The organism is Pseudoxanthomonas sp., from assembly GCF_027498035.1.
In the GTDB taxonomy this organism is placed as follows: Bacteria; Pseudomonadota; Gammaproteobacteria; order Xanthomonadales; family Xanthomonadaceae; genus Pseudoxanthomonas_A.
In genome coordinates this window covers 3,781,191-3,807,385 of the sequence record NZ_CP114978.1, presented here as the reverse complement: position 1 = coordinate 3,807,385, position 26,195 = coordinate 3,781,191, and the positions used below count along the sequence as shown (strand labels likewise).

The following is a 26,195-nucleotide window of genomic DNA, read 5'->3' as shown; positions in this document are numbered from 1 at the left end:
TTAGCCCTTGCTCGCCGGACGCACGATCACGTCACCACCCGGCGCACCCGGCACGGCACCGCGAATGGCGATCAGGCCACGCTCGGCGTCCACGCGGACGACTTCAAGGTTTTGCGTACTCTGCTGCACGGCACCCATGTGGCCGGACATCTTCTTGCCCGGGAACACGCGACCCGGCGTCTGACGCTGACCCAGCGAACCCGGTGCGCGATGCGACAGCGAGTTACCGTGGGTGGCGTCACCCATCCGGAAGTTGTAACGCTTGATGGTGCCCTGGAAGCCCTTGCCCTTGGTCACGCCTTCGACGTCGACCTTCTGGCCCACTTCAAAGATGTCGGCCTTGATCTCGCCGCCGATGCTGAAGTCACCAATCTTGTCGGCTTCGACGCGCAGTTCCCACAGGCCACGGCCTGCTTCGACCTTGGCCTTGGCCAGGTGGCCGGCGACCGGCTTGTTGATGAGGGCAGCACGACGGGTACCAACGGCAACCTGCACGGCGCTGTAGCCGTCGGTTTCAGTGGTCTTGATCTGGGTGATGCGGTTCGGGGTGGCTTCGATCAGGGTGACCGGGATGGACTTGCCATCTTCGGTGAATACCCGGGTCATGCCGGCCTTGCGGCCAACGATGCCCAACGAAAATTTCTTCGCAGTCATGGTCGGGGCCTCAGGTCAACTTGATCTGAACGTCAACGCCAGCCGCCAGCTCGAGCTTCATCAGCGCGTCGACGGTCTTGTCGTTGGGATCAACGATATCCAGCACACGCTTGTGCGTGCGGGTCTCGTACTGATCGCGCGCGTCCTTATCGGCGTGCGGCGACACCAGGATGGTGTAGCGTTCGATCTTGGTGGGAAGCGGGATCGGGCCGCGCACCTGCGCGCCGGTCCGCTTGGCCGTTTCGACAATCTCGCTAGCCGAGCGGTCGATCAGGCGATGATCGTAGGCTTTGAGCCTGATACGGATCTTTTGGTCCGCCATGACGATTTCCTGTGTTGAAAGAGCGACGGGCGCGGCCTCTGGGATGCCTTGCCCCGGTAATGGTTCACGTGCTTTTGAAAGTCCCTGCGCCCATGCCACCTGATCCAGGTAACGCGCCGGGGCCGTCAACGGCCCGGGAATCTTCCTGACAAACAAGGCAGATCGATGAACGATCTGCCCAGACGGAAAAGTATAAAACGCATAAACCACGCCCGTCAACTGCTCGGACGCACAACCGCGCGAAAAGTTGCCTTTTCGCGCCAGCGGTTCACACAGCAACTTCCTGTCTGGCGAACACGAGGGGCTTCCTGCCCCTCTTTTCGCGGTAGGCCGGTCGCATCTCCCAGGGAGAGACCGGCAGGTACTGCTTGAAAACGGCCGCCGTCGCCGGAGACCGTTTCTGTCTTACTTGATGATCTTGGCCACCACGCCGGCGCCGACGGTACGGCCGCCTTCGCGAATCGCGAAGCGCAGACCTTCATCCATGGCAACCGGGTTGATCAGGGTCACGACCATCTTCACGTTGTCACCCGGCATCACCATCTCGGTGCCTTCCGGCAGCTCGACCGCACCGGTGATGTCGGTGGTACGGAAGTAGAACTGCGGACGGTAGCCCTTGAAGAACGGGGTGTGACGGCCGCCTTCGTCCTTCGACAGCACATACACCTCCGACTCGAACTCGGTGTGCGGCTTGATCGAACCCGGCTTGGCCAGGACCTGGCCGCGCTCGACGTCGTCACGCTTGGTGCCGCGCAGCAGCAGACCGGCGTTGTCGCCTGCCTGACCCTGGTCCAGCAGCTTGCGGAACATTTCCACGCCGGTCACGGTGGTCTTCTGCACCGGACGGATGCCGACGATTTCGATTTCGTCGCCAACCTTGATGATGCCGCGCTCGATACGACCAGTCACCACGGTGCCGCGACCCGAGATCGAGAACACGTCTTCGACTGGCATCAGGAATGCCTTGTCGATGTCGCGCTCCGGCTCCGGAATGAAGGTGTCGAGGGCTTCGACCAGCTTCAGGATCGCCGGCACGCCGATTTCGCTCTGGTCGCCTTCCAGCGCCAGACGGGCCGAGCCGTGGATGATCGGAGTGTCGTCGCCCGGGAAGTCGTACTTGCTCAGCAGCTCACGGACTTCCATCTCGACCAGCTCGAGCAGCTCGGCGTCGTCGACCATGTCAGCCTTGTTCAGGAACACCACGATGTGCGGCACGCCGACCTGGCGCGACAGCAGGATGTGCTCGCGGGTCTGCGGCATCGGGCCGTCAGCGGCCGAGCACACCAGGATCGCGCCGTCCATCTGCGCAGCACCGGTGATCATGTTCTTGACGTAGTCAGCATGGCCCGGGCAATCGACGTGCGCGTAGTGGCGGTTCGGCGATTCGTATTCCACGTGGGCGGTCGAGATCGTGATGCCGCGCGCCTTCTCTTCCGGCGCCGCGTCGATCGCGTCATAGGCCTTGAACTCGCCACCGAAACGCTCGGCGCCGACCTTGGTCAGTGCGGCGGTCAGCGTGGTCTTGCCATGGTCAACGTGACCAATCGTGCCCACGTTCACGTGCGGCTTGGTGCGCTCGAATTTACCCTTTGCCATTGTCGTTGTCCTTCAAAAGTTGTCTGTATTGATGCGTTAGCGAAGCGGCCAGGCCTTACTTCTTGGTGACTGCTTCGGCGATATTGGCCGGCGCTTCGGCGTAGTGGTCGAACTCCATCGAGAAGGTTGCGCGACCCTGCGACATGGAGCGCAGCGTGGTGGCGTAACCGAACATCTCGCCCAGCGGGACCATGGCGTTGATGACCTTGCCCGACGGCGTGTCGTCCTGGCCCTGCAGGATGCCGCGACGACGGCTCACGTCACCCATCACGTCGCCCAGGTAATCCTCGGGGGTGACGATCTCGACCTTCATCATCGGCTCCAGCAGGACCGGGCTGGCCTTGCTGAAAGCTTCCTTGAACGCCATCGAGCCGGCGACCTTGAACGCCATTTCGTTGGAGTCGACGTCATGGTACGAACCGTCGACGGCCTTGATGGCCACGTCGACCACCGGGAAGCCAGCGAGCACACCATTCTTCAGCGCGTCTTCAATGCCCTTACCGGCAGCGGCGACGTATTCCTTCGGCACCACGCCGCCCACAATCGCGCTCTCGAAGGAGAAACCCGCGCCACGCTCGGCCGGCTCCATCTCGATGACGATGTGGCCGTACTGGCCGCGACCACCGGACTGGCGCACGAACTTGCCTTCCTGCTTGACGCCCTTGCGGATCGTCTCGCGGTAAGCAACCTGCGGCTTGCCAACGTTGGCTTCAACGTTGAACTCGCGCTTCATACGGTCGACCAGGATCTCCAGGTGCAGCTCGCCCATGCCGGCGATGATGGTCTGGCCGGATTCTTCGTCGGTGCGGACGCGGAACGAGGGATCTTCCTGCGCCAGGCGACCCAGGGCGATACCCATCTTTTCCTGGTCCGACTTGGTCTTGGGCTCGACCGCCATCGAGATCACCGGCTCCGGGAACACCATGCGTTCCAGGGTGATGATCTTGTCCTGCGCGCAAAGCGTGTCACCCGTAGTGACGTCCTTCAGGCCGACAGCGGCAGCGATGTCGCCTGCGCGCACTTCCTTGATTTCTTCGCGATTGTTGGAATGCATCTGCAGGATGCGACCCACACGCTCCTTCTTCGACTTGACCGGGTTGTATACGGCGTCGCCGGAATTCAACACGCCCGAGTACACGCGGAAGAAGGTCAGCGAACCCACGAACGGGTCGGTCATGATCTTGAACGCCAGCGCCGAGAACGGCTCGTTGTCGCCCGCCTTGCGGCTGTCTTCCTTGTCGTCTTCGTCAACGCCCTGCACCGGCGGACGATCGGTCGGCGACGGCAGCAACTGGATCACGCCGTCGAGCATAGCCTGCACGCCCTTGTTCTTGAAGGCTGTACCGCAGTACACCGGCACCACTTCCACGCGCAGGGTGCGCTCACGCAGGCCCGACAGGATCTCTTCTTCGGACAGCTCGCCCTCATTGAGGTACTTATCCATCAAGGTCTCGCTGGCTTCGGCCGCGGCCTCGACCATGAAGCTGCGGGCAGCCTCCGACTCTTCCAGCAGGTGCGCCGGGATGTCGCGGTACTCGAATACGGTGCCCTGCGAGGCGGTATCCCAGTGGATCGCCTTCATCTTGACCAGGTCGATCACGCCCTCGAAGCCGTCTTCGGCGCCGATCGGCACCTGCATCGGCACGGCGTAGGCACCCAGGCGGGCCTTCAGCTGCTCGACGACCTTGTTGAAGTTGGCACCGGTGCGATCCATCTTATTGACGAACGCAAGGCGCGGCACAGCGTACTTATTGGCCTGGCGCCACACGGTTTCCGACTGCGGCTGCACGCCACCGACGGCACACAGCACGAACACCGCGCCGTCGAGCACGCGCAGCGAACGCTCGACTTCGATGGTGAAGTCCACGTGACCGGGGGTGTCGATGATGTTGAAGCGGTGCTGCGGCAGGGACTTATCCATGCCCGACCAGAAGGCGGTGGTCGCAGCAGAGGTGATCGTGATGCCACGCTCCTGCTCCTGCTCCATCCAGTCCATCGTGGCGGCGCCATCGTGCACTTCACCGATCTTGTGGCTCACGCCGGTGTAGAACAGGATGCGCTCCGACGTGGTGGTCTTGCCCGCGTCGATATGGGCCATGATGCCGAAGTTGCGGTAACGCTCGATGGGAGTGGTGCGAGGCCACGACAGTCTCTCTCTATGTTGAAAGAACGCCGCGCCAGAAGGCGCGGACGGGAGCGGAAGATCGCCAGAGTCCTAAAGACCAAAGGCCGCCCGGGGGCGGCTTTCATGACCTGGCGCGGCGATCACCGCAGTGTGGCGCCTATGTGGCGCCTGGGGACCGATGAATCAAGCCCCCTGCTTTGCCATTACCAGCGGTAGTGCGCGAAAGCCTTGTTGGCTTCGGCCATACGATGGGTTTCTTCGCGCTTCTTGATGGCGCCGCCACGATTTTCCGAGGCATCGACCAGCTCAGCAGCCAGCTTGCGCGGCATGGTGTTTTCACCACGCTTGCGAGCCGATTCGATCAACCAGCGCATCGCCAGTGCCAGGCGGCGCGAGGCGCGCACTTCGACCGGCACCTGGTAGGTAGCACCACCAACGCGGCGCGACTTGACTTCGACGGCCGGGGAGATGTTTTCCAGCGCCTTCTCGACCAGCTCGAGGGCGTTGGGATTCTTCTCACCGATGACATCCATGGCGCCGTAGACGATCTTTTCGGCGACGGACTTCTTGCCGCTCAGCATCACCATGTTGATGAAACGGGCGATGGTCTGCGACCCGTGCTTCGGGTCAGGCAGAACGGTGCGCTGCGGCGCGGAACCTTTACGTGACATGTCTTATCCCTCAGCTCTTCGGACGCTTGGCGCCGTACTTGGAACGGCCCTGGCGACGCTTGGCAACGCCGGCGGCGTCGAGCGAACCGCGGACGGTGTGGTAACGAACACCCGGAAGATCCTTGACGCGACCGCCACGGATCAGCACCACGGAGTGCTCCTGCAGGTTGTGCCCTTCGCCACCGATGTAGCTGATGACTTCTTCCTGGTTGGTCAGGCGCACCTTGGCCACCTTGCGCAGCGCCGAGTTCGGCTTCTTGGGCGTGGTGGTGTAGACGCGGGTGCAGACGCCACGGCGCTGCGGGCAGTTATCCAGTGCGGGCGACTGGCTCTTGTACGTGGGTCGCCTGCCGCGGCTTGCGGACCAGCTGGTTGATGGTTGCCATCTTTGGATTCTTTAATGAAGGCCAGGCCGGAGAAAGCCAGGCCTTATGCGTGAAAATGACGGCAGGCCGTAAAAGCGGCCCGCCGAGACAGGAGAGTATAGCTGGCTGTTGAATTTGTCGTCAACCGACGAAATGCATACAGCCGTCTGGTCGATCCCCGACCGGGATACGGGGCACATCCTGCGCCCCTTTCCACTTGGCACGACCAGCCCCCGCGGGGGCTGGCCGGTCTTGCTTACTGCTGCTCGGCGCCGCTTTCCGACTCTGCTTCGCCACCTTCGGCGACCGCTTCGGCGCTGGCCGGACCCGACAGGGCCGCCATTTCCGACTCGGTCAAGCCCGATGCGTTGCGACGGCGTCCTGCGTGGTAGGTCAGACCCGTACCTGCCGGGATCAGACGGCCCACGATCACGTTTTCCTTCAGGCCGCGCAGGCTGTCGCGGGTACCGCGGACGGCAGCCTCGGTCAGCACGCGGGTGGTTTCCTGGAAGGAAGCCGCGGAGATGAACGACTCGGTGGCCAGCGAGGCCTTGGTGATACCCAGCAGGACCGGATCGGCCTGGGCCGGGAGCTCCTTGCGGGCCACCAGCTTGGCGTTCTCTTCGATCATGCGCTGCTTCTCGACCTGCTCGCCCGCCAGGAACTTGCTGTTGCCGGCATCGGTGATTTCCACCTTGCGCAGCATCTGACGGGTGATCACTTCGATGTGCTTGTCGTTGATCTTCACGCCCTGCAGGCGGTACACGTCCTGGATTTCCTTGACCAGGTAAGCGGCCAGCGGCTCGACACCCAGCAGGCGCAGGATGTCCTGCGGCGAGGGCTCGCCGTCCACGATCGTTTCACCCTTGGCCACGTGTTCACCTTCGAACACGATGATCTGGCGGAACTTCGGAATCAGCTCTTCGTGTTCCGAACCATCGGTGTCCTTGATGATCAGGCGCTGCTTGCCCTTGGTGTCCTTGCCGAAGCTGATCACGCCCGAACGCTCGGCCAGGATCGCCGGATCCTTCGGCTTGCGCGCTTCGAACAGATCGGCCACGCGCGGCAGACCACCGGTGATGTCGCGGGTCTTGGACGCTTCCTGCGGCACCTTGGTCACCACGTCACCCACGCCGACGGATGCACCGTCCTGCAGGTTGACGACCGAGCGCGGCGGCAGCAGGTACTGCGCCGGCATGTCGGTGCCCGGGATGTTCAGGTCGTTGCCCTTGGCGTCGACGATGCGCACCAGCGGACGCAGGTCCTTGCCCATCGAACCACGACGTTTCGGATCGGTGATCTCGCGCGAAGCCAGGCCGGTCAGGTCGTCGGTCTTCTCGATGACGGTGATGCCGTCGACGAAGTCCACGAAGCGCACGAAACCAGCCACTTCCGACACGATCGGATGGTTATGCGGATCCCAGTTGGCCACGGTCTGGCCAGCCTTGACTGCATCACCGTCCTTGACGTTGATGGTCGCGCCGTAGGTCAACTTGTAGCGTTCGCGCTCACGGCCGTGGGCGTCCAGCACCGACAGTTCGCCCGAACGCGACACCGCGACCAGGTTGCCGCTGGCGTGCTCGACCGACTTGAGGTTGTTGAACTTCACCGAGCCGGTGGTCTTGACCGTGATGTTGTCCACGGCGGCCGCACGCGATGCCGCGCCACCGATGTGGAACGTACGCATGGTCAGCTGGGTGCCGGGCTCACCGATCGACTGGGCGGCGATGACGCCGACCGCTTCGCCGATGTTGACGGTGTGGCCGCGGGCCAGGTCACGGCCGTAGCACAAGGCGCACACGCCGAAGTCCGAGGTGCAGGTGATGGTCGAACGGACCTTCACCGACTGCACGCTGGCGTCTTCGAGCTTCTGCACCCAGGCTTCGTCCAGCAGCGTGTTGCGGGTGACGATCGGATCTTCGTCGTTGCCCGGCAGGAACACGTCCTCGGCCACGATGCGGCCCAGCACGCGCTCGCGCAGCGGCTCGACGACGTCGCCGCCTTCCACGATCGGGGTCATGGTCAGACCTTCCGAGGTGCCGCAATCGACTTCGGTGATCACCACGTCCTGGGCCACGTCGACCAGGCGACGGGTCAGGTAACCGGAGTTCGCCGTCTTCAGCGCGGTATCGGCCAGGCCCTTACGGGCACCGTGGGTGGAGTTGAAGTACTCCTGCACGTTCAGGCCTTCGCGGAAGTTCGCCTTGATGGGCGTCTCGATGATCGAGCCGTCCGGACGCGCCATCAGGCCGCGCATACCGGCCAGCTGACGGATCTGCGCCTGGCTACCACGGGCACCGGAGTCGGCCATGATGTACAGCGAGTTCATCGACTTTTCGTTGATGGTCTCGCCCTTGGCGTTCTGCACCTTGTCGGTACCGATGGTGTCCATCATCGCCTTGGCGATGCGCTCGTTGGTACGCGACCAGATGTCCACGACCTTGTTGTAGCGCTCGCCGGCGGTGACCAGGCCGGACTGGTACTGCTGCTGGATTTCCAGCACTTCCTGTTCGGCCTCGCCCAGGATGCCCTTCTTCTCGTCCGGGATGACCATGTCGTCGATACCGATCGACACGCCGGCGCGCGTTGCGTAATGGAAGCCGGTGTACATCAGCTTGTCGGCGAACACGACCGTGTCCTTCAGACCCAGCTGGCGGTAGCTGGAGTTGATCAGGCGCGAGATGTTCTTCTTGGTCAGGTCGGTGTTGGCCAGCGCGAACGGCAGGCCATCCGGCAGGATTTCAGCCAGCAGGGCGCGACCGATCGTGGTGTCCACGATCGAGGTCTTCTTTTCGCGGCTGCCGTCGTCGGCGATCACCGTCTCGGTGATGCGGACCTTGACCTTGGCGTGCAGTTCGACCGCACGGTTGTCGTAGGCGCGTTTCACTTCGGCGATGTTGGCGAACACCATGCCCTCGCCCTTCTTGTTCTCCAGCGAGCGGGTCATGTAGTACAGACCCAGCACCACGTCCTGCGACGGCACGATGATCGGCTCGCCGTTGGCCGGCGACAGGATGTTGTTGGAGGACATCATCAGCGCACGCGCTTCCAGCTGGGCTTCCAGCGAGAGCGGCACGTGGACGGCCATCTGGTCACCGTCGAAGTCGGCGTTGAACGCAGTACAGACCAGCGGGTGCAACTGGATGGCCTTGCCTTCGATCAGCACCGGCTCGAACGCCTGGATGCCCAAGCGGTGCAGGGTCGGCGCACGGTTCAGCAGCACCGGATGCTCGCGGATGACTTCTTCCAGGATGTCCCAGACTTCGCCTTCTTCGCGCTCGACCAGCTTCTTGGCGGCCTTGATGGTGGTGGCCAGGCCGCGACGCTGCAGCTTGGCGAACACGAACGGCTTGAACAGCTCCAGCGCCATCTTCTTCGGCAGGCCGCACTGGTGCAGCTTCAGGTACGGACCGACCACGATGACCGAACGGCCCGAGTAGTCCACGCGCTTGCCGAGCAGGTTCTGGCGGAAGCGGCCCTGCTTGCCCTTGATCATGTCGGCCAGCGACTTGAGCGGGCGCTTGTTGGTCCCGGTGATGGCGCGGCCGCGACGGCCGTTGTCCATCAGGGCGTCAACCGACTCCTGCAGCATGCGCTTTTCGTTGCGCACGATGATGTCCGGAGCATTGAGCTCCAGCAGGCGGCGCAGGCGGTTGTTGCGGTTGATGACGCGGCGGTACAGGTCATTCAGGTCGGAGGTCGCGAAGCGTCCGCCGTCCAGCGGCACCAGCGGACGCAGGTCCGGCGGCAGCACGGGCAGCACGGTCATGACCATCCATTCCGGACGGTTACCCGATTCCAGGAAGGCTTCGACCAGCTTGATGCGCTTGGTGAGGCGCTTGAGCTTGGTTTCCGAACCGGTGCTGGCGATTTCCTCGCGCAGCTTGACCATCTCGGCCTGCAGGTCGATGCCGCGCAGCAGGTCGAACACGGCCTCGGCGCCCATCGCGGCGTCGAAGTCGTCGCCGTGCTCCTGGCGCGCAGTCATGTACTGCTCTTCGTTGAGCAGCTGGCGGCTTTCCAGCGGGGTCAGGCCCGGCTCGGTCACCACGTAGGCTTCGAAGTACAGCACGCGCTCGATGTCGCGCAGGGTCATGTCCAGCATCAGGCCGATGCGCGAGGGCAGCGACTTGAGGAACCAGATGTGCGCGACCGGCGAGGCCAGGTCGATGTGGCCCATGCGCTCGCGGCGCACCTTGGCCAGGGTCACTTCGGTGCCGCACTTCTCGCAGACCACGCCGCGGTGCTTCATGCGCTTGTACTTGCCGCACAGGCACTCGTAGTCCTTGATCGGTCCGAAGATGGCGGCGCAGAACAGGCCGTCACGCTCGGGCTTGAAGGTACGGTAGTTGATGGTTTCCGGCTTCTTCACTTCGCCGAAGGACCACGAGCGGATCAGGTCCGGCGACGCCAGCGCGATCTTGATCGCGTCGAAGTCCAGGGTCTGGCGCTGCTGGTTGAAGAGGTTGAGCAGGTCTTTTCATGGTGTTTCTCCCTCAGGAGGAATGCTTGTCGATGGGCTGGTCGAATGGGGACGTCCGGCGCGGCAACCTGGGCCACCGCGCCGGCAGCGCGATCAGTTGTCTTCCAGCTCCATGTTGATGGCCAGCGAGCGGATTTCCTTCACCAACACGTTGAAGGATTCCGGCATGCCCGCGACCATCTCGTGTTCGCCATCGACGATGTTCTTGTACATCTGGTTGCGGCCCTGCACGTCGTCCGACTTGACCGTCAGCATTTCCTGCAGGGTGTGCGCCGCACCGTAGGCTTCCAGCGCCCAGACTTCCATTTCGCCGAAGCGCTGGCCGCCGAACTGCGCCTTGCCGCCCAGCGGCTGCTGGGTGACGAGCGAGTACGGACCGGTCGAACGGGCGTGCATCTTGTCGTCCACCAGGTGGTTCAGCTTCAGGTAGTGCATGTAGCCAACCGTGGTCTTGCGATCGAACGCCTCGCCGGTGCGGCCGTCATACAGCTGCATCTGCGTCTTGCTGGGGTTGAAGCCAAGCAGTTCGGTCTGTGCATCACCGTCCGGGTAAGCCAGGTTGAGCATCTCGCGCAGCTCGTCCTCATGCGCACCGTCGAACACCGGGGTCGCCATCGGCACGCCGTCGGTCAGGTTCTTGGCCAGTGCAATCAGCTCGGCATCGGTGAATTGATCCAGTTCCACGCGATCGCCCGAAAGCGCTGCGTCGTGGTTGTAGATCTTGCCCAGGAACTCACGCAGCTCGGTCACCGCACGCTGCTCGTCGAGCATGGTCTGGATGCGCTTGCCCAGGCCCTTTGCGGCCCAGCCAAGATGCACTTCCAGAATCTGGCCGATGTTCATACGCGACGGCACGCCCAGCGGGTTCAGCGCGATGTCCACGGTCCGGCCATCGGCCATGTACGGCATGTCTTCGACCGGCACCACGTTGGAGACCACACCCTTGTTGCCGTGGCGGCCTGCCATCTTGTCGCCCGGCTGGATGCGGCGCTTCACGGCCAGGAACACCTTGACCATCTTCAGCACGCCCGGGGCGAGGTCGTCGCCAGCGGTGATCTTGCCGCGCTTGTCGGCGAAGCGACGCTCGAACTCCTTCTCGTGCGCCTGGATCTGCTTCTGCGCGCGTTCGATGGCGTCGGCCGCGTCGTCATCCTTCATGCGGATGGCGAACCAGTCAGCCTTCTTCAGGCCGTCCAGGTAGGCGTCGGTGACGGTGTCGCCCTTCTTCAGGTTGGTGCCACCGTTGGCGACCTTGCCCACCAGCGAGCTACGCAGGCGCGAGAAGATCGCGTTTTCCAGGATGCGGAACTGGTCGTCGAAGTCCTTCTTGACGCGCTTGATCTCGGAATCCTCGATCTGGCGCGCGCGCTTGTCCTTCTCGATGCCGTCGCGGGTGAAGACCTGCACGTCGATGACCACGCCGTCCATGCCCGGGGGCACGCGCAGCGAGCTGTCCTTCACGTCCGAAGCCTTCTCGCCGAAGATCGCGCGCAGCAGCTTCTCTTCCGGGGTCAGCTGGCTCTCGCCTTTCGGCGTGACCTTGCCGACCAGGATGTCGCCGGCGCGCACTTCGGCACCGATGTACACCACGCCGGATTCGTCGAGGCGGTTCAGCGCGCTCTCCGAAACGTTCGGGATGTCGGCCGAGATTTCCTCCGGTCCAAGCTTGGTGTCACGCGCCTGGACGGTCAGCTCTTCGATGTGGATCGTGGTGTAGCGATCCTCTTCCACCACGCGCTCGGAGAGCAGGATGGAGTCTTCGAAGTTGTAGCCGTTCCACGGCATGAACGCGATCAGCATGTTCTGGCCCAGGGCCAGTTCGCCGATGTCGGTGGACGGACCGTCGGCCAGCACGTCGCCACGCGCCACCACGTCACCCACGTTCACCAGAGGGGTCTGGTTGATGCAGGTGTTCTGGTTGGAGCGGGTGTACTTGATCAGCGAATAGATATCGACGCCGGCATCGTGCTCGCCGACGATCTCGTCTTCATTGATCTTGACCACGATGCGGGCGGCGTCGATCTGCACGACTTCACCACCGCGACGCGCGTTGACGGTCACGCCCGAGTCACGCGCCACGGCGCGCTCGATGCCGGTACCGACCAGCGGCTTCTGCGAACGCAGCGTCGGCACGGCCTGGCGCTGCATGTTGGCGCCCATCAGTGCGCGGTTGGCGTCATCGTGTTCCAGGAACGGGACCAGCGCCGCGGCGATCGACACGGTCTGCATGGGCGAAACGTCCATGAAGTCCACGTCTGCCGGCGGCTTCAGCAGCGACTCGCCCTGGAAGCGGCAAGGCACGAACTGTTCGGTCAGGCGGCTCTTGGCATCGTGCAGCGCATTGGCCTGCGCGATCACGTACTCGTTTTCTTCGATCGCCGACAGGTATTCGATCTCGTCGGTGATCTGGCCGTCCACGACCTTACGGTACGGCGTCTCGAGGAAGCCATACGAGTTGGTGCGGGCGTACACGGCCAGCGAGTTGATCAGGCCGATGTTCGGGCCTTCCGGCGTTTCGATGGTGCAGACGCGGCCGTAGTGGGTCGGGTGCACGTCGCGCACTTCGAAGCCGGCGCGCTCGCGGGTCAGGCCGCCCGGGCCCAGGGCCGAGACGCGACGCTTGTGCGTGACTTCCGACAACGGGTTGTTCTGGTCCATGAACTGGGACAGCTGCGAGGAGCCGAAGAATTCCTTGATCGCGGCGGCCACCGGCTTGGCGTTGATCAGCTCCTGCGGGGTCAGGCCTTCGGACTCGGCCATCGACAGGCGTTCCTTCACGGCACGCTCGACGCGGACCAGGCCCACGCGGAACACGTTCTCGGCCATTTCGCCGACCGAACGCACGCGACGGTTGCCCAGGTGGTCGATGTCGTCGACCACGCCACGGCCGTTGCGGATCTCGGTCAGGGTCTGGATGACTTCCAGGATGTCCGAGGTCTCGCCGTTGGCGGCGACCAGGCGCTTGGACTCTTCGTCGTTGCGGTTGCTGTAGTACTTGTAGTCGAACAGGACCGACTCACCGGTGGTTTCCTTGCGGCCCACGCGGCGGTTGAACTTCATGCGGCCGACGCTGGACAGGTCGTAGCGCTCGAAGGTGAAGAACAGGTTGTGGAACAGGTTCTGCGCGGCATCCTTGGTCGGCGGCTCGCCGGGACGCATCATGCGGTAGATCTCGACCAGGGCCTCGAGCTGGGTCTTGGTCGGGTCGATGCGCAGGGTGTTGGACAGGTAGGCGCCGCGGTCCAGGTCGTTCACCCACAGGGTGCCGACCGTTTCCACGCCGGCCTTGCGGAACGCAGCCAGCTGGTCTTCGGTGATCTCGTCGTTGGCATTGGCCAGCAGTTCGCCGGTCGAGGCATCGACCACGTCGTGCGACAGGATGCGGGTGACCAGGTATTCGTCCGGCACGGCCAGCGCGGCGACGCCAGCGGCTTCGAGCTGCTTGACGTGGCGCGCGGTGATGCGCTTGCCGGCTTCCACGATGACCTTGTCGCCATCTGGCCAGGTCGAAGTTCAGCGTTTCGCCGCGCAGGCGCTCGGGCACCAGCTCAAGCTGCACGCCTTCCTTGGGATCGATGTGGAAGGTGTTGATCTCGAAGAAATGGTTGAGCATTTCTTCGTTGTTGTAGCCCAGCGCACGCAGCAGGATCGACACCGGCAGCTTGCGGCGACGGTCGATACGGGTGAACAGTGCGTCCTTCGGGTCGAACTCGAAGTCCAGCCAGGAGCCGCGGTAAGGAATGATGCGGGCGCTGTACAGCAGCTTGCCCGAGCTGTGGGTCTTGCCACGGTCGTGGTCGAAGAACACACCCGGCGAACGGTGCAGCTGCGAGACGATGACGCGCTCGGTGCCGTTGACGATGAAGGTGCCGTTGTCGGTCATCAGCGGGATTTCGCCCAGATAGACCTCCTGCTCCTTCACGTACTTGATGGCCTTGGTCGACGATTCGCGGTCGTAGATCACCAGACGCACGGTCACGCGCAGCGGCGCGCCGTAGCTCATGCCACGCTGGCGGCACTCGCGCTCGTCGAACGCCGGGTCGCCCAGCTTGTAGCCGACGTATTCCAGCGCGGCGTTGCCGCTATAGCTGGAGATCGGGAAGACCGACTTGAGGGCGGCGTGCAGGCCACGGTCGTCGCGCTTGGCGGCGTCAACGTGCTCCTGCAGGAATTCGCGGTAGGAATCGACCTGGATGGCGAGCAGGAACGGGACCTCGAGGATCGACCGCTGCTTTCCGAAGTCCTTGCGGATGCGCTTCTTTTCTGTGAACGAGTATGTCGTCGACATGGGGCATTGCCTCTGGCATCTGAGGAACCGCGCGTCCGCGGCTCCAAGGGGAAACATTCTTTCGAATGGGAGGAACTGTCAGTTGGAAGTCGCTGGTATTGCCGGCACCAGCACGCCATCTCCCGCTACTTCCAACTACCAACTCGTGGATTTCTGGCCACACTCAAGTGGCGAACTACGAACGGCTACTTGCGTCTTGCGTACTGCGATTTCAACAACGGCCAAAGGCCAGGGGCTTTCGCCCCCGGCCTTCGGGTGTCGCCGATGGAGCCAGGCGACGAATTAAGAAGCCTTGACTTCGACGGTCGCACCGGCAGCTTCGAGGTCCTTCTTGTACTTCTCTGCGTCTTCCTTCGACACGGCTTCCTTCAGGACGCCGCCGGCCTCGGTGAGGTCCTTGGCTTCCTTCAGGCCCAGGCCGGTGATGGCGCGGACAGCCTTGATGACGTCGACCTTCTTGGCGCCGGCATCCTTCAGGATGACGTTGAACTCGGTCGCTTCTTCAACCACGGCAGCGGCAGCGGCCGGGCCAGCAGCAGCCACCGGAGCGGCGGCGGAAACGCCAAACTTTTCTTCGATCGCCTTGACCAGCTCCATGACTTCCATGAGGGTCTTTTCAGCGATGGCGTCGACGATCTGTTCGTTGGACAGGGACATTGTGATTACCTTCGGTAAATATTCTGGATGGGGATACGTAGTTAAGCCGATTCAGCCGGGGCTTCAGCGGAAGCTTCCGCTTCGACCGGAGCCGCTTCGTCGCCACCGCCCTGCTGGTCGGCCACGGCCTTGACGGCGCGGGCGAACATCGTGGCGGGTTCGGCCAGGACGCGGGCCAGCATGGCCAGGGCCTGATCGAGCGTGGGCAGCGAAGCCAGGACATCGACGTGGCTGGCCGGGTACAGCTGGCCACCGACGGCGACAACCTTGGGCTGCAGCTTGTCGTTGCTCTTGGCGAATTCCTTGATCAGGCGACCGGCAGCGCCGGGCTCCTCGGTCGAGAACGCATACAGCAGCGGGCCGACCAACGAGTCCTTGGTGCACTCGTATTCGGTACCTTCCACTGCACGGGCGGCCAAGGTGTTCTTGACGACCCGCAGGTACACGCCGGACTCACGCGCCTGCTTGCGCATCGCGGTCATCTGACTGACCGTGGTGCCTGCGTATTCGGCGGCGATCAAGGAGTGCGCCTTGGCAGCGACTTCTGCCAGCTCGGCGACAACTTCTTGCTTCTGGGACAGATTGAGAGCCATTAATCACTCCTCTTGTGAACTCCGCTCACGGCTCCTGCCGCTTGCGGTCCAGGGCAGCGTCCGTCCTGGACACCGGGGATGCCAAGCACCCCAACTGGTGGCCTCATCAACTGGCACCCGGAACGGGAAAACCAGAACAAACCGATGAAGGCGGCACCATCTGCGCGGGCTGGCCGTAAAGCCAATCAAGCAGTCCCGCTAGCGCCGACGCCGAATCCTTGCCAGGACCGAGCTTCCCTGCCCGTCGTCGGAGCGCGCTGACCGCACCTGCGGTCTTTGACGGCTTTCTCCCCGGCATGACACCGGATCGATCGCCCTCAAGCACAACGCCGGCAGCAGGTTGCCCTGCCGCCGGTTACAACAATTACTTCAGGCTCAGCGAGGACTGGTCCACCATCACGCCGGGACCCATCGTGGAGCTGATCGAAATCTTCTGCAGGTACTGGCCCTTGGCGGTCGCCGGCTTGGCCTTGATCAGGTCAGCCAGCAGCGCCTGCAGGTTGCCCTTCAGCGCTTCGCCTTCGAACGAGGCCTTGCCAATGGTGCAGTGGATGATGCCGGCCTTGTCGGTGCGGTAACGCACCTGACCCGACTTGGCATTCTTCACGGCTTCGGCCGGGTTGGCCGAAACAGTGCCGACCTTCGGGTTCGGCATCAGGCCGCGCGGGCCCAGCAGCGTGCCGAGCTTACCGACCACGCGCATCGCGTCCGGAGTCGCGATGACCACGTCGTAGTTCAGGTCGCCGGCCTGCATCTTCTCGGCCAGATCGTCCATGCCCACGGCTTCGGCGCCAGCGGCCAGGGCTTCGTCAGCCTTGGCACCGGCCGGTGCGAACACCGCCACGCGGACCGACTTGCCGGTACCGGCCGGCAGCACGGTGGAACCGCGCACCTGCTGGTCGGACTTCTTGGCGTCCACGCCCAGGCGCACGGCCACGTCGATCGACTCGACGAACTTGGCCTTGGTGGCGCTCTTGAGGATGCTCAGGGCCTCGTCAAAGCCATAGGCCTTGCCGGGGGTCACTGCGGCCAGGATGGCCTTCTGTCGCTTGTTCATTGCCATTGTCTCAGCCCTCGACCGTCAGACCCATGGAACGGGCCGAGCCCGCAATCGTGCGCACCGCTGCATCCAGGTCCGCTGCAGTCAGGTCGGCTTCCTTCGCCTTGGCGATCTCTTCGAGCTGCTTGCGGGTGACCTTGCCCACCTTTTCGGTGTTCGGGCGCTTGGAGCCGGACTGGATGCCGACAGCCTTCTTCAGCAGCACCGAAGCCGGGGTCGACTTGGTGATGAAGGTGAAGGTACGGTCCGAATAGGCCGTGATGATGACCGGGGTCGGCAGACCCGGCTCGAGCTTCTGCGTTGCGGCGTTGAACGCCTTGCAGAACTCCATGATGTTCAGGCCGCGCTGACCCAGCGCAGGACCGACCGGCGGCGAGGGATTGGCCTGACCGGCCTTCACCTGCAGCTTGATGTAACCGACAACTTTCTTTGCCATTTCAATGCTCTCCGGGTGCTAGCGCCTGGAACTCAGGCTCCCCATCGGATCGGGAAAATCACGCGTCCCGACTTCGCGTATCTCGTTCGTGACAAAGGCCACCCTCGAGGGCGGCCAATGCCTTTACCCGGCTCGACCAAGCAGGGAGCCGCGCACTATAGCAGGTTTTTCACGCCCCGGCACACGTGGCGCCGGGCGCGCGGATCAGGCCTTCTCGACCTGACCGAATTCCAGCTCCACCGGGGTGGAACGCCCGAAAATGAGCACCGCGACGCGCAAGCGGCTCTTTTCGTAGTTGACTTCTTCGACCACGCCGTTGAAGTCGTTGAACGGGCCGTCGACCACGCGAACCATCTCGCCCGGCTCGAACAACACCTTCGGACGCGGCTTCTCGACACCTTCCTGAACACGGTCCAGGATCGCAGCCGCCTCGTCGTCACGGATCGGCAGCGGACGATCCGCGGTACCACCGATGAAGCCCAGCACCTTGCTGGTCTCCTTCACCATGTGCCACGACTCGTTGTCGATGCGCGGGATGCCAGCCTCTTCGTGGGTCTCGATCTGCACCAGCACGTAGCCGGGGAAGAACTTGCGCTCGGAACGACGCTTCTGGCCGGAGCGCATTTCGATGACCTCTTCGGTCGGGACCAACACGTCGCCGAAGCGCTCTTCCATGCCATTGCGAACGATGCGATCGCGCAACGCCTGCGCCACCGACTTCTCGAAGCCCGAATAGGCATGTACCACGTACCAACGCTTCACTGCGGAATTCTCCTCAACGACCCATCGTGAACAGTTTTTCGATCATCCATTGGATGACGAAATCGAAGCCAGCCAGGATCAGGCTGAGGATCAACACCACCACCATCACCACCCAGGTCATGCGCAGCGATTCCTGGCGCGTCGGCCAGACCACCTTGCGCAGCTCGAAGCGGGACTCGGACAGGAACTCAACCGTGTCCTTGCCCTTTGCCGTGGAGATGAACACTGCTGCGCCAGCCACCAGGCCGACAACGACGGCCAGCGCGCGCAGCGGAGTGACCCACTGGCCCGCGAACCACCACCACGCCACCAGACCGGCAACGACCAGCACGGCTGTCGCCACGTACTTGGCGATGTCGCCACTGGACGTGCCTGCTGCCTTCGATTGTTGGATCTTGCTGTTCATTGAAGTCGGATGTGCCGCCTTGCACTGCACCGCCACCAAGGGCGACGGGACGAACGGGAAGTGGCACGCCAGGAGGGACTCGAACCCCCAACCTGCGGTTTTGGAGACCGCTGCTCTGCCAATTGAGCTACTGGCGTATTAACTACAAAAGCACAGGCGAATCAGAGACTCGCCTGTGCCGGTTCTGGATCCCCGCCTTCGCGGGGATGACGAACTGGCCTTTGCCAAGTCGCTGGATCCTCGCCTGCGCAGGGATGACGACCCAACAAAGCCCCTGCGCGCCAATGGCATGCAGGGGTCAGATCGTCACTTGATGATCTTGGCCACGACGCCGGCGCCGACGGTACGACCGCCTTCGCGAATCGCGAAGCGCAGACCTTCGTCCATGGCGACCGGATTGATCAGGGTCACGACCATCTTCACGTTGTCACCCGGCATCACCATCTCGGTGCCTTCCGGCAGCTCGACCGCACCGGTGATGTCGGTGGTACGGAAGTAGAACTGCGGACGGTAGCCCTTGAAGAACGGGGTGTGACGGCCGCCTTCGTCCTTCGACAGCACATACACTTCCGACTCGAACTCGGTGTGCGGCTTGATCGAACCCGGCTTGGCCAGGACCTGGCCGCGCTCGACGTCGTCACGCTTGGTGCCGCGCAGCAGCAGACCGGCGTTGTCGCCTGCCTGACCCTGGTCCAGCAGCTTGCGGAACATTTCCACGCCGGTCACGGTGGTCTTCTGCACCGGACGGATGCCGACGATTTCGATTTCGTCGCCAACCTTGATGATGCCGCGCTCGATACGACCAGTCACCACGGTGCCGCGACCCGAGATCGAGAACACGTCTTCGACTGGCATCAGGAATGCCTTGTCGATGTCGCGCTCCGGCTCCGGAATGAAGGTGTCGAGGGCTTCGACCAGCTTCAGGATCGCCGGCACGCCGATTTCGCTCTGGTCGCCTTCCAGCGCCAGACGGGCCGAGCCGTGGATGATCGGAGTGTCGTCGCCCGGGAAGTCGTACTTGCTCAGCAGCTCACGGACTTCCATCTCGACCAGCTCGAGCAGCTCGGCGTCGTCGACCATGTCAGCCTTGTTCAGGAACACCACGATGTGCGGCACGCCGACCTGGCGCGACAGCAGGATGTGCTCGCGGGTCTGCGGCATCGGGCCGTCAGCGGCCGAGCACACCAGGATCGCGCCGTCCATCTGCGCAGCACCGGTGATCATGTTCTTGACGTAGTCAGCATGGCCCGGGCAATCGACGTGCGCGTAGTGGCGGTTCGGCGATTCGTATTCCACGTGGGCGGTCGAGATCGTGATGCCGCGCGCCTTCTCTTCCGGCGCCGCGTCGATCGCGTCATAGGCCTTGAACTCGCCACCGAAACGCTCGGCGCCGACCTTGGTCAGTGCGGCGGTCAGCGTGGTCTTGCCATGGTCAACGTGACCAATCGTGCCCACGTTCACGTGCGGCTTGGTGCGCTCGAACTTACCCTTTGCCATGGCTGCTTATTCTCGGATCGTTAGATAAGAGGATGAAACGTACTGCTTGGATGGTGCTCACGAAAGGAATCGAACCTTCGACCTCCTCCTTACCAAGGAGGTGCTCTACCGACTGAGCTACGTGAGCGTAAAACGTTGTCGCTGCGGCAAACCTGGCGACGATGGAGCGGAAGTTCAATGGAGCGGGAGACGGGAATCGAACCCGCACCATCAGCTTGGAAGGCTGAGGTTCTACCGTTGAACTACTCCCGCGCCGGGATACCGCAACAACAAAAACCTGGTGAAATCTGGTGGAGGGAGGTGGATTCGAACCACCGAAGGCGTAAGCCAGCAGATTTACAGTCTGCCCCCGTTGGCCGCTTGGGTATCCCTCCAGATGAAGCCTGGACCCGACCAGTTTGGGTCGGGGTGAAACAGCCGGTGATTCTGGCGTGAGATCGACGTACTGTCAACGACTGCACATCAAATCTGCTGCCCGTCACCCGCCTGCGCACCCGGAAGTGCAGCACACCATCGCTGGTGCCCGTCGGCGGCCAGCCTCAGGGGCGCGCATTGTGGCAGGCAAGCGCCGTTACGGGAAGCACCGCGGCGAAAATTTCTGTGGATGCTGCCCTGCAGCGTGCCAGCGCCGCATTCCACCGGCAGCCTGCCCCGCTTTTGCCGTGCCATTCTCCGGGTACGGACGACCAGCGAAAGGACACCTTGCACCATGGATTTCAGCTTCGACCTCGGGCAGGACATCGACCAGCTGCGTGATGCGGTCCGCGCCTTTTCCAGCAGCGTGATCGCGCCGCTGGCCGAATCGGCCGATCGCGACAACGCCTTTCCCAACGCGCTGTGGCCGCAACTGGGCGAGATGGGCCTGCTGGGCCTGACCGTGGATGAGGAATACGGCGGCACGAACATGGGCTACCTGGCCCACGTGGTAGCCATGGAAGAGGTCTCGCGGGCGTGTTCGGCGATCGGGCTGTCCTATGGCGCCCATTCCAATCTGTGCGTGAACCAGCTGCGCAAGAACGGCACGACTGAGCAGAAAGCGCGCTACCTGCCAAAGCTGGTCAGCGGCGAGCATATCGGCGCACTGGCGATGAGCGAGGTCGGCGCCGGCTCGGACGTGGTCTCCATGAAGCTGCGCGCGGACAAACGCGGCGATCGCTATGTGCTCAACGGCAGCAAGATGTGGATCACCAACGGGCCGGACGCCCACACCCTGATTGTCTATGCCAAGACCGAACCGGAGGCCGGCCCGCGCGGGATCACCGCATTCATCGTGGAGCGGGATTTCAAGGGATTTTCGACCGCACAGAAGCTGGACAAGCTGGGTATGCGCGGCTCCAACACCTGCGAATTGGTGTTCAACGATTGCGAAGTACCCGAGGAAAACATCCTGGGCGGCCTCAACCAGGGCGTGAAAGTGTTGATGTCCGGCCTGGACTACGAGCGCGTGGTGCTGTCCGGTGGGCCACTGGGAATCATGGCCGCGTGCATGGATGCCGTGCTGCCCTATGTGCGCGAACGCCGCCAGTTCGGCCGGCCGATCGGGGAATTCGAGCTGATGCAGGGCAAGCTGGCCGACATGTACGTGGGCTTCAATGCCTGTCGTGCCTATGTCTACGCAGTGGCCAAGGCCTGCGACCGCGGCGAGACCACGCGCAAGGATGCCGCCGGCGCGATCCTGTACAGCGCGGAGAAGGCCACCTGGATGGCTGGCCAGGCGATCCAGTCGCTGGGCGGGAACGGTTACATCAACGACTACCCCACTGGCCGCCTGTGGCGCGACGCCAAGCTGTACGAAATCGGCGCCGGCACCTCGGAAATCCGGCGCATGCTGATCGGCCGCGAGCTGGTCGGCCAGGGTTGAGGAGCAGGCCACGATGAGCGTCATCACCTCGAAACTGCGCACCGACGACGCCGCCTTCCAGGCCAACCGCGCCGCCCTGCAGGCGCAGGTGGACAGCTTGCGCGCACGCACCGCGCAGGCCGCACTGGGTGGCAGCGAAAGCGCCCGGGCCAAGCACACCGGCCGCGGCAAGCTGCTGGCGCGTGATCGCGTCGATGCCTTGATCGACCCGGGCACGCCGTTCCTGGAGCTGTCGCCCCTGGCCGCGCACGGCATGTACGACGACCAGGTGCCGGCTGGTGGCGTGGTCGGCGGCATCGGCCGGGTGCAGGGCCGTGAATGCGTGATCGTGGCCAACGACGCCACGGTCAAGGGTGGCACCTACTACCCGATCACGGTGAAGAAGCACCTGCGCGCGCAGGAAATCGCCCGCGAGAACCACCTGCCCTGTCTGTATCTGGTCGATTCGGGCGGCGCGTTCCTGCCGATGCAGGACGAGGTATTCCCGGACAAGGAGCACTTCGGCCGGATCTTCTACAACCAAGCGCAGCTGTCGGCCGCGGGCATTCCGCAGATCGCCTGCGTCATGGGCTCGTGCACCGCCGGCGGCGCCTATGTGCCGGCGATGAGCGATGAAACCATCATCGTGCAGGGACAGGGCACGATTTTCCTGGGCGGGCCGCCGCTGGTGAAAGCCGCCACCGGTGAAGTGGTCAGCGCCGAGGACCTGGGCGGTGCCGACGTGCATACGCGCCTGTCCGGCGTGGCCGATCACCTGGCCGACAACGACCACCACGCGTTGTCGCTGCTGCGCCGGATCGTGTCGAACCTGGGTCCGCGCAGCGCGCCGTCGCTGCAGCTGCAGACGCCGGAAGAACCGCGCTACGACCCATCCGAACTCTACGGCGTGATTCCCTCCGATACGCGCAAGCCCTACGACGTGCGCGAAGTCATCGCCCGCATCGTCGATGGCTCGCGCTTCGATGAATTCAAGGCGCGCTACGGCACCACCCTGGTCACCGGCTTCGCGCATATCCACGGCTATCCGGTCGGTATCGTCGCCAACAACGGCATCCTGTTTTCCGAGAGCGCACTCAAGGGCGCGCACTTCGTCGAGTTGTGTTCGCAGCGCGGCATCCCGCTGGTGTTCCTGCAGAACATCACCGGCTTCATGGTCGGCCGCGCCTACGAAAACGGCGGCATCGCCAAGGACGGGGCCAAGCTGGTGACTGCGGTCGCAACCACGTCCGTGCCCAAGTTCACCGTGCTGATCGGCGGCTCGTACGGCGCCGGCAACTACGGCATGTGCGGGCGCGCGTATTCACCGCGCTTCCTGTGGAGCTGGCCGAACTCGCGCATCTCGGTGATGGGCGGCGAACAGGCGTCGTCCGTGTTGGCCACCGTGCGCCGCGATGCGCTGGAAGCCCAGGGCAAGGCCTGGAGCCCGGAGGAAGAAGAGGCCTTCAAGTCGCCGACCCGCGCGCAGTTCGAAGCGCAATCCGATCCGTATCACGCCACCGCGCGCCTGTGGGACGACGGCATCGTCGACCCCGCGCAGACCCGCCGCCTGCTCGGCCTGGGCCTGGCGGCCGCGCTGAATGCACCGACTTCGCCGACACGCTTCGGCGTGTTCCGCATGTGAGGCGGCCCACATGAATTCACCGAACCTGCAGATCGAACACGACGGCGCCGTGGCCACGCTGTGGCTCAACCGGCCCGAGGTGCACAACGCCTTCGACGAACACCTGATCGCCGCGCTGACCCATGCCCTGCGCGCCCTGGAAGCCGATGCCGCCGTGCGCGTGATCGTGCTGGCCGGGCGCGGCAGGAGTTTCTGCGCCGGCGGCGACCTGGACTGGATGCGGCGCATGGCCGGCTTCAGCCACGATGAGAACCTGCGCGATGCGGGCGCGCTGGCAACGATGCTGGCCACGCTGGCCAGCTGCGCCAAGCCGACCATCGCCCGCGTGCATGGCGCGGCGCTGGCCGGCGGCACCGGGCTGGTTGCCACCTGCGACATCGCGCTGGCCACGCCCAATGCCAGCTTTGGCACCACCGAAGTCCGGCTGGGGTTGATCCCGGCCACGATCAGCCCATACGTGATCCGCGCGATCGGCGCGCGCGCGGCGCAGCGCTATTTCCTGACCGGCGAGCGCTTCGATGCAGCCCAGGCGCAGCAGCTGGGCTTGATCCACGAAGTCTGCGAACCAGAGGCACTGGATACGCGCGTGGGCGAGGTCTCCGAGGCGCTGCTGGCCGGCGCGCCACGGGCGCAGTCCGCGTGCAAGCACCTGGTCCAGCACGTGGCGGCCCAGCCGATCAGCACCGCATTGATCCACGACACCACCGCGCGCATCGCCGCGGCACGCAACAGTGACGAGGCGCACGAAGGCGTTGCCGCCTTCTTCGCCAAGCGCCTGCCGGACTGGAGCGCATGAACGTGTTCGACAAGATCCTGATCGCCAACCGCGGCGAGATTGCCTGCCGCATCATCGCCACCTGCCGCTGCCTGGGGATCGCCACCGTGGCGGTGTATTCGGAAGCCGACGCCAACGCACGCCATGTGCGCCTGGCCGACGAGGCCGTATGCATCGGTCCGCCGGCGTCGCGTGACAGCTATCTGCGCGCGGACAAGGTCATTGCCGCCGCCGTGCAGGCCGGCGCGCAAGCCGTGCATCCGGGCTACGGCTTCCTGTCGGAGAACGCGGGCTTTGCCCGCGCGTGCGCGGAGGCCGGCCTGGTCTTCATCGGCCCGCCGGCCGCTGCGATCGAGGCGATGGGCTCCAAGTCCGCCGCCAAGGCGCTGATGCAGGCCGCCGGCGTGCCGCTGGTGCCCGGCTACCACGGGGACGACCAGTCACCCACCCTGCTGCGCAACGAAGCGACCCGGATCGGCTATCCGGTGCTGATCAAGGCCAGCGCCGGCGGCGGCGGCAAGGGCATGCGCGTGGTCGAGCGCGAGGCGGATTTCGAATCCGCGCTCGCCTCCTGCCAGCGCGAGGCATCGGCCAGCTTCGGCGACGACCGCGTGCTGGTGGAGAAATACCTGGTCCGTCCGCGCCATATCGAAGTGCAAGTCTTCGGCGACAGCCACGGCAACGTGGTGCACTTGTACGAGCGCGACTGCTCGGCCCAGCGTCGCCACCAGAAGGTGATCGAGGAAGCACCGGCACCCGGCATCAGCGCAGCATTCCGCGCCGCCATCGGCACCGCGGCGGTCGATGCCGCGCGCGCAGTGGGTTACGTGGGCGCCGGCACGGTGGAGTTCATCGTCGATGCCGACGGCGCGTTCTACTTCATGGAAATGAACACCCGGCTGCAGGTCGAGCACCCGGTCACCGAGCTGGTCACCGGCCAGGACCTGGTCGCCTGGCAGCTGCGGGTGGCCGCCGGCGCACCGCTGCCGCTGCTGCAGGACGCAATCCCATTGGCAGGCCACGCGATCGAGGTGCGCCTGTATGCCGAGCAGCCCGAGAAAGGCTTCCTGCCCTCGACCGGCACGCTGAAATACCTGCAATTCCCGGCCGCGCTGCGCCACATGCGTGTGGACAGCGGCGTCGAGGCCGGCGATGTCATCAGCCCGTACTACGACCCGATGATCGCCAAGCTGATCGTCTGGGATGAAACCCGCGAAGCCGCCATCGCCCGGATGCTGCAGGCGCTGGCCGGCACCCGGATCGTCGGCGTCGGCAACAACGTCGCGTTCCTGTCGCGCCTGGTCGCGCACCCCGAGGTCCGCGCCGGCGGCTACGACACCGGCCTGATCGAACGCGCCCTGCCCCAGCTGGTGGCTGCGGATGCGGCACTGCCTGCCGACGCCCTGGCGATCGCCGCACTGTGGACGCTGCACCACGAAACGCAGGCAGCCACGGCCCGGGCCCGCAGCAGCGCCGATCCACACAGCCCCTGGGGTACGGCCGACGGCTGGCGCATCAACGGCGCCGCCACGCGTCAGCTTGAACTGCGCGACGCCTCCGGCACATCGCACATGCTCGCGTTGCACCATGACGGCGCCGGTGGTTTCGTGCTGGACGGAGCGCCGGCACGCGTGCTGTCGGTCGAAGGCGCCGTGCTGCGCCATCAGCTCGGCACCCGCCAGGGCCATGCCACCGTGCTGGCCGATGCCGATGGCGCGCTGCATGTGTTCGCCAGCGCTGGCCATGCGGTGCTGCAGCCGGTGGATCCACTCGCCCACGTCGCCAGCGGCGGTGACGCGCATGGCGGACTGGCCGCGCCGATGCCCGGACGGATCATCGCGGTGCTGGCCGCCGACGGTGCGCAGGTCGATGCCGGTACGCCACTGCTGGTGATGGAGGCGATGAAGATGGAGTACACCGTCAGCGCGCCCACCGCAGGCACAGTGAGCCGGATGCTATGCAAGGTCGGCGACCTCGTCGCCGACAAGGCGCCACTGGTCGAGTTTGAGGCGACGACGTGAGT

The 26,195-nt window shown here is 64.3% G+C and carries 17 protein-coding genes, 4 tRNA genes and 2 pseudogenes; 4 read left to right on the top strand and 19 right to left on the bottom strand.

Features of this window, described 5'->3' with window-relative positions; translation table 11 throughout:
- The 19 genes and pseudogenes from rplC to O8I58_RS16615 all read right to left on the bottom strand — a co-directional run bounded on the left by rplC (position 1) and on the right by O8I58_RS16615 (position 20,289).
- Positions 1-654, bottom strand: coding sequence for a 50S ribosomal protein L3 (gene rplC / locus O8I58_RS16705; protein ID WP_298318558.1), 654 nt, complete (start codon positions 652-654; stop codon positions 1-3).
- Between the two features lie 10 nt (positions 655-664).
- Positions 665-976, bottom strand: a complete 312-nt coding sequence (gene rpsJ / locus O8I58_RS16700) for a 30S ribosomal protein S10 (RefSeq protein ID WP_014161383.1) — start codon at positions 974-976, stop codon at positions 665-667.
- 405 nt (positions 977-1,381) lie between these two features.
- A complete protein-coding gene (gene tuf, locus O8I58_RS16695) occupies positions 1,382-2,572 on the bottom strand; it encodes an elongation factor Tu (protein WP_298318532.1) in 1,191 nt (396 codons plus the stop codon).
- A gap of 55 nt (positions 2,573-2,627) precedes the next feature.
- On the bottom strand, positions 2,628-4,670 hold the full coding sequence (gene fusA, locus O8I58_RS16690) for an elongation factor G (protein WP_298318555.1): 2,043 nt from the start codon (positions 4,668-4,670) through the stop codon (positions 2,628-2,630).
- Positions 4,671-4,900: 230 nt separating this feature from the next.
- Positions 4,901-5,368, bottom strand: a complete 468-nt coding sequence (gene rpsG, locus O8I58_RS16685) for a 30S ribosomal protein S7 (RefSeq protein ID WP_298318553.1) — start codon at positions 5,366-5,368, stop codon at positions 4,901-4,903.
- Between the two features lie 10 nt (positions 5,369-5,378).
- A pseudogene (gene rpsL / locus O8I58_RS16680) lies at positions 5,379-5,754 on the bottom strand (30S ribosomal protein S12).
- Positions 5,755-5,989: 235 nt separating this feature from the next.
- Positions 5,990-10,207, bottom strand: coding sequence for a DNA-directed RNA polymerase subunit beta' (gene rpoC / locus O8I58_RS16675; protein WP_298323098.1), 4,218 nt, complete (start codon positions 10,205-10,207; stop codon positions 5,990-5,992).
- Between the two features lie 102 nt (positions 10,208-10,309).
- Positions 10,310-14,504, bottom strand: a pseudogene (rpoB, locus tag O8I58_RS16670) (DNA-directed RNA polymerase subunit beta).
- A gap of 282 nt (positions 14,505-14,786) precedes the next feature.
- On the bottom strand, positions 14,787-15,161 hold the full coding sequence (gene rplL, locus O8I58_RS16665; protein WP_298318550.1) for a 50S ribosomal protein L7/L12: 375 nt from the start codon (positions 15,159-15,161) through the stop codon (positions 14,787-14,789).
- Positions 15,162-15,202: 41 nt separating this feature from the next.
- Complete coding sequence (rplJ, locus tag O8I58_RS16660) at positions 15,203-15,754, bottom strand: 50S ribosomal protein L10 (RefSeq protein ID WP_298318547.1); 552 nt, start codon at positions 15,752-15,754, stop codon at positions 15,203-15,205.
- A 364-nt stretch (positions 15,755-16,118) separates the two neighbouring features.
- Complete coding sequence (gene rplA / locus O8I58_RS16655; protein WP_298318545.1) at positions 16,119-16,817, bottom strand: 50S ribosomal protein L1; 699 nt, start codon at positions 16,815-16,817, stop codon at positions 16,119-16,121.
- A 4-nt stretch (positions 16,818-16,821) separates the two neighbouring features.
- A complete protein-coding gene (gene rplK / locus O8I58_RS16650) occupies positions 16,822-17,250 on the bottom strand; it encodes a 50S ribosomal protein L11 (RefSeq protein WP_093135003.1) in 429 nt (142 codons plus the stop codon).
- Positions 17,251-17,454: 204 nt separating this feature from the next.
- Positions 17,455-18,012: a transcription termination/antitermination protein NusG gene (nusG, locus tag O8I58_RS16645; protein WP_093134998.1), complete on the bottom strand. Its 558-nt coding sequence runs from the start codon at positions 18,010-18,012 to the stop codon at positions 17,455-17,457.
- 13 nt (positions 18,013-18,025) lie between these two features.
- Entirely contained in the window at positions 18,026-18,418 is a 393-nt protein-coding gene (gene secE / locus O8I58_RS16640) for a preprotein translocase subunit SecE (protein ID WP_298318535.1), read from the bottom strand.
- A 61-nt stretch (positions 18,419-18,479) separates the two neighbouring features.
- Positions 18,480-18,555 (bottom strand) — tRNA-Trp (locus tag O8I58_RS16635).
- Between the two features lie 169 nt (positions 18,556-18,724).
- Positions 18,725-19,915, bottom strand: coding sequence for an elongation factor Tu (gene tuf / locus O8I58_RS16630; protein WP_298318532.1), 1,191 nt, complete (start codon positions 19,913-19,915; stop codon positions 18,725-18,727).
- Positions 19,916-19,966: 51 nt separating this feature from the next.
- Positions 19,967-20,042: transfer RNA gene (locus O8I58_RS16625), tRNA-Thr, on the bottom strand.
- Positions 20,043-20,093: 51 nt separating this feature from the next.
- Positions 20,094-20,167 (bottom strand) — tRNA-Gly (locus O8I58_RS16620).
- Between the two features lie 36 nt (positions 20,168-20,203).
- A tRNA-Tyr gene (locus O8I58_RS16615) sits at positions 20,204-20,289 on the bottom strand.
- A 335-nt stretch (positions 20,290-20,624) separates the two neighbouring features.
- On the opposite strand from O8I58_RS16615, the gene O8I58_RS16610 reads away from it, so the two are divergent.
- The 4 genes from O8I58_RS16610 to O8I58_RS16595 are packed head-to-tail and all read left to right on the top strand — an operon-like array spanning position 20,625 to position 26,193.
- Entirely contained in the window at positions 20,625-21,776 is a 1,152-nt protein-coding gene (locus O8I58_RS16610) for an isovaleryl-CoA dehydrogenase (RefSeq protein ID WP_298318529.1), read from the top strand.
- Positions 21,777-21,789: 13 nt separating this feature from the next.
- Complete coding sequence (locus O8I58_RS16605; protein WP_298318526.1) at positions 21,790-23,397, top strand: carboxyl transferase domain-containing protein; 1,608 nt, start codon at positions 21,790-21,792, stop codon at positions 23,395-23,397.
- Positions 23,398-23,407: 10 nt separating this feature from the next.
- Positions 23,408-24,193: an enoyl-CoA hydratase/isomerase family protein gene (locus tag O8I58_RS16600; RefSeq protein WP_298318523.1), complete on the top strand. Its 786-nt coding sequence runs from the start codon at positions 23,408-23,410 to the stop codon at positions 24,191-24,193.
- Entirely contained in the window at positions 24,190-26,193 is a 2,004-nt protein-coding gene (locus tag O8I58_RS16595) for an acetyl/propionyl/methylcrotonyl-CoA carboxylase subunit alpha (RefSeq protein ID WP_298318520.1), read from the top strand. The genes O8I58_RS16600 and O8I58_RS16595 overlap by 4 nt, the downstream gene beginning before the upstream one ends.
- Positions 26,194-26,195 lie beyond the last annotated feature (2 nt).

What these genes read in the sequence shown, in the direction of transcription:
- rplJ (WP_298318547.1), bottom strand. Translation starts at nt 15,754, where the DNA reads ATGGCTCTCAATCTGTCCCAGAAGCAAGAAGTTGTCGCCGAGCTGGCA.
- rplC (WP_298318558.1), bottom strand. Translation starts at nt 654, where the DNA reads ATGACTGCGAAGAAATTTTCGTTGGGCATCGTTGGCCGCAAGGCCGGC.
- rpsJ (WP_014161383.1), bottom strand. Translation starts at nt 976, where the DNA reads ATGGCGGACCAAAAGATCCGTATCAGGCTCAAAGCCTACGATCATCGC.
- tuf (WP_298318532.1), bottom strand. Translation starts at nt 19,915, where the DNA reads ATGGCAAAGGGTAAGTTCGAGCGCACCAAGCCGCACGTGAACGTGGGC.
- rplL (WP_298318550.1), bottom strand. Translation starts at nt 15,161, where the DNA reads ATGTCCCTGTCCAACGAACAGATCGTCGACGCCATCGCTGAAAAGACC.
- rplA (WP_298318545.1), bottom strand. Translation starts at nt 16,817, where the DNA reads ATGGCAATGAACAAGCGACAGAAGGCCATCCTGGCCGCAGTGACCCCC.
- tuf (WP_298318532.1), bottom strand. Translation starts at nt 2,572, where the DNA reads ATGGCAAAGGGTAAATTCGAGCGCACCAAGCCGCACGTGAACGTGGGC.
- secE (WP_298318535.1), bottom strand. Translation starts at nt 18,418, where the DNA reads ATGAACAGCAAGATCCAACAATCGAAGGCAGCAGGCACGTCCAGTGGC.
- O8I58_RS16600 (WP_298318523.1), top strand. Translation starts at nt 23,408, where the DNA reads ATGAATTCACCGAACCTGCAGATCGAACACGACGGCGCCGTGGCCACG.
- O8I58_RS16605 (WP_298318526.1), top strand. Translation starts at nt 21,790, where the DNA reads ATGAGCGTCATCACCTCGAAACTGCGCACCGACGACGCCGCCTTCCAG.
- O8I58_RS16610 (WP_298318529.1), top strand. Translation starts at nt 20,625, where the DNA reads ATGGATTTCAGCTTCGACCTCGGGCAGGACATCGACCAGCTGCGTGAT.
- fusA (WP_298318555.1), bottom strand. Translation starts at nt 4,670, where the DNA reads ATGGCCCATATCGACGCGGGCAAGACCACCACGTCGGAGCGCATCCTG.
- O8I58_RS16595 (WP_298318520.1), top strand. Translation starts at nt 24,190, where the DNA reads ATGAACGTGTTCGACAAGATCCTGATCGCCAACCGCGGCGAGATTGCC.
- rpsG (WP_298318553.1), bottom strand. Translation starts at nt 5,368, where the DNA reads ATGTCACGTAAAGGTTCCGCGCCGCAGCGCACCGTTCTGCCTGACCCG.
- rplK (WP_093135003.1), bottom strand. Translation starts at nt 17,250, where the DNA reads ATGGCAAAGAAAGTTGTCGGTTACATCAAGCTGCAGGTGAAGGCCGGT.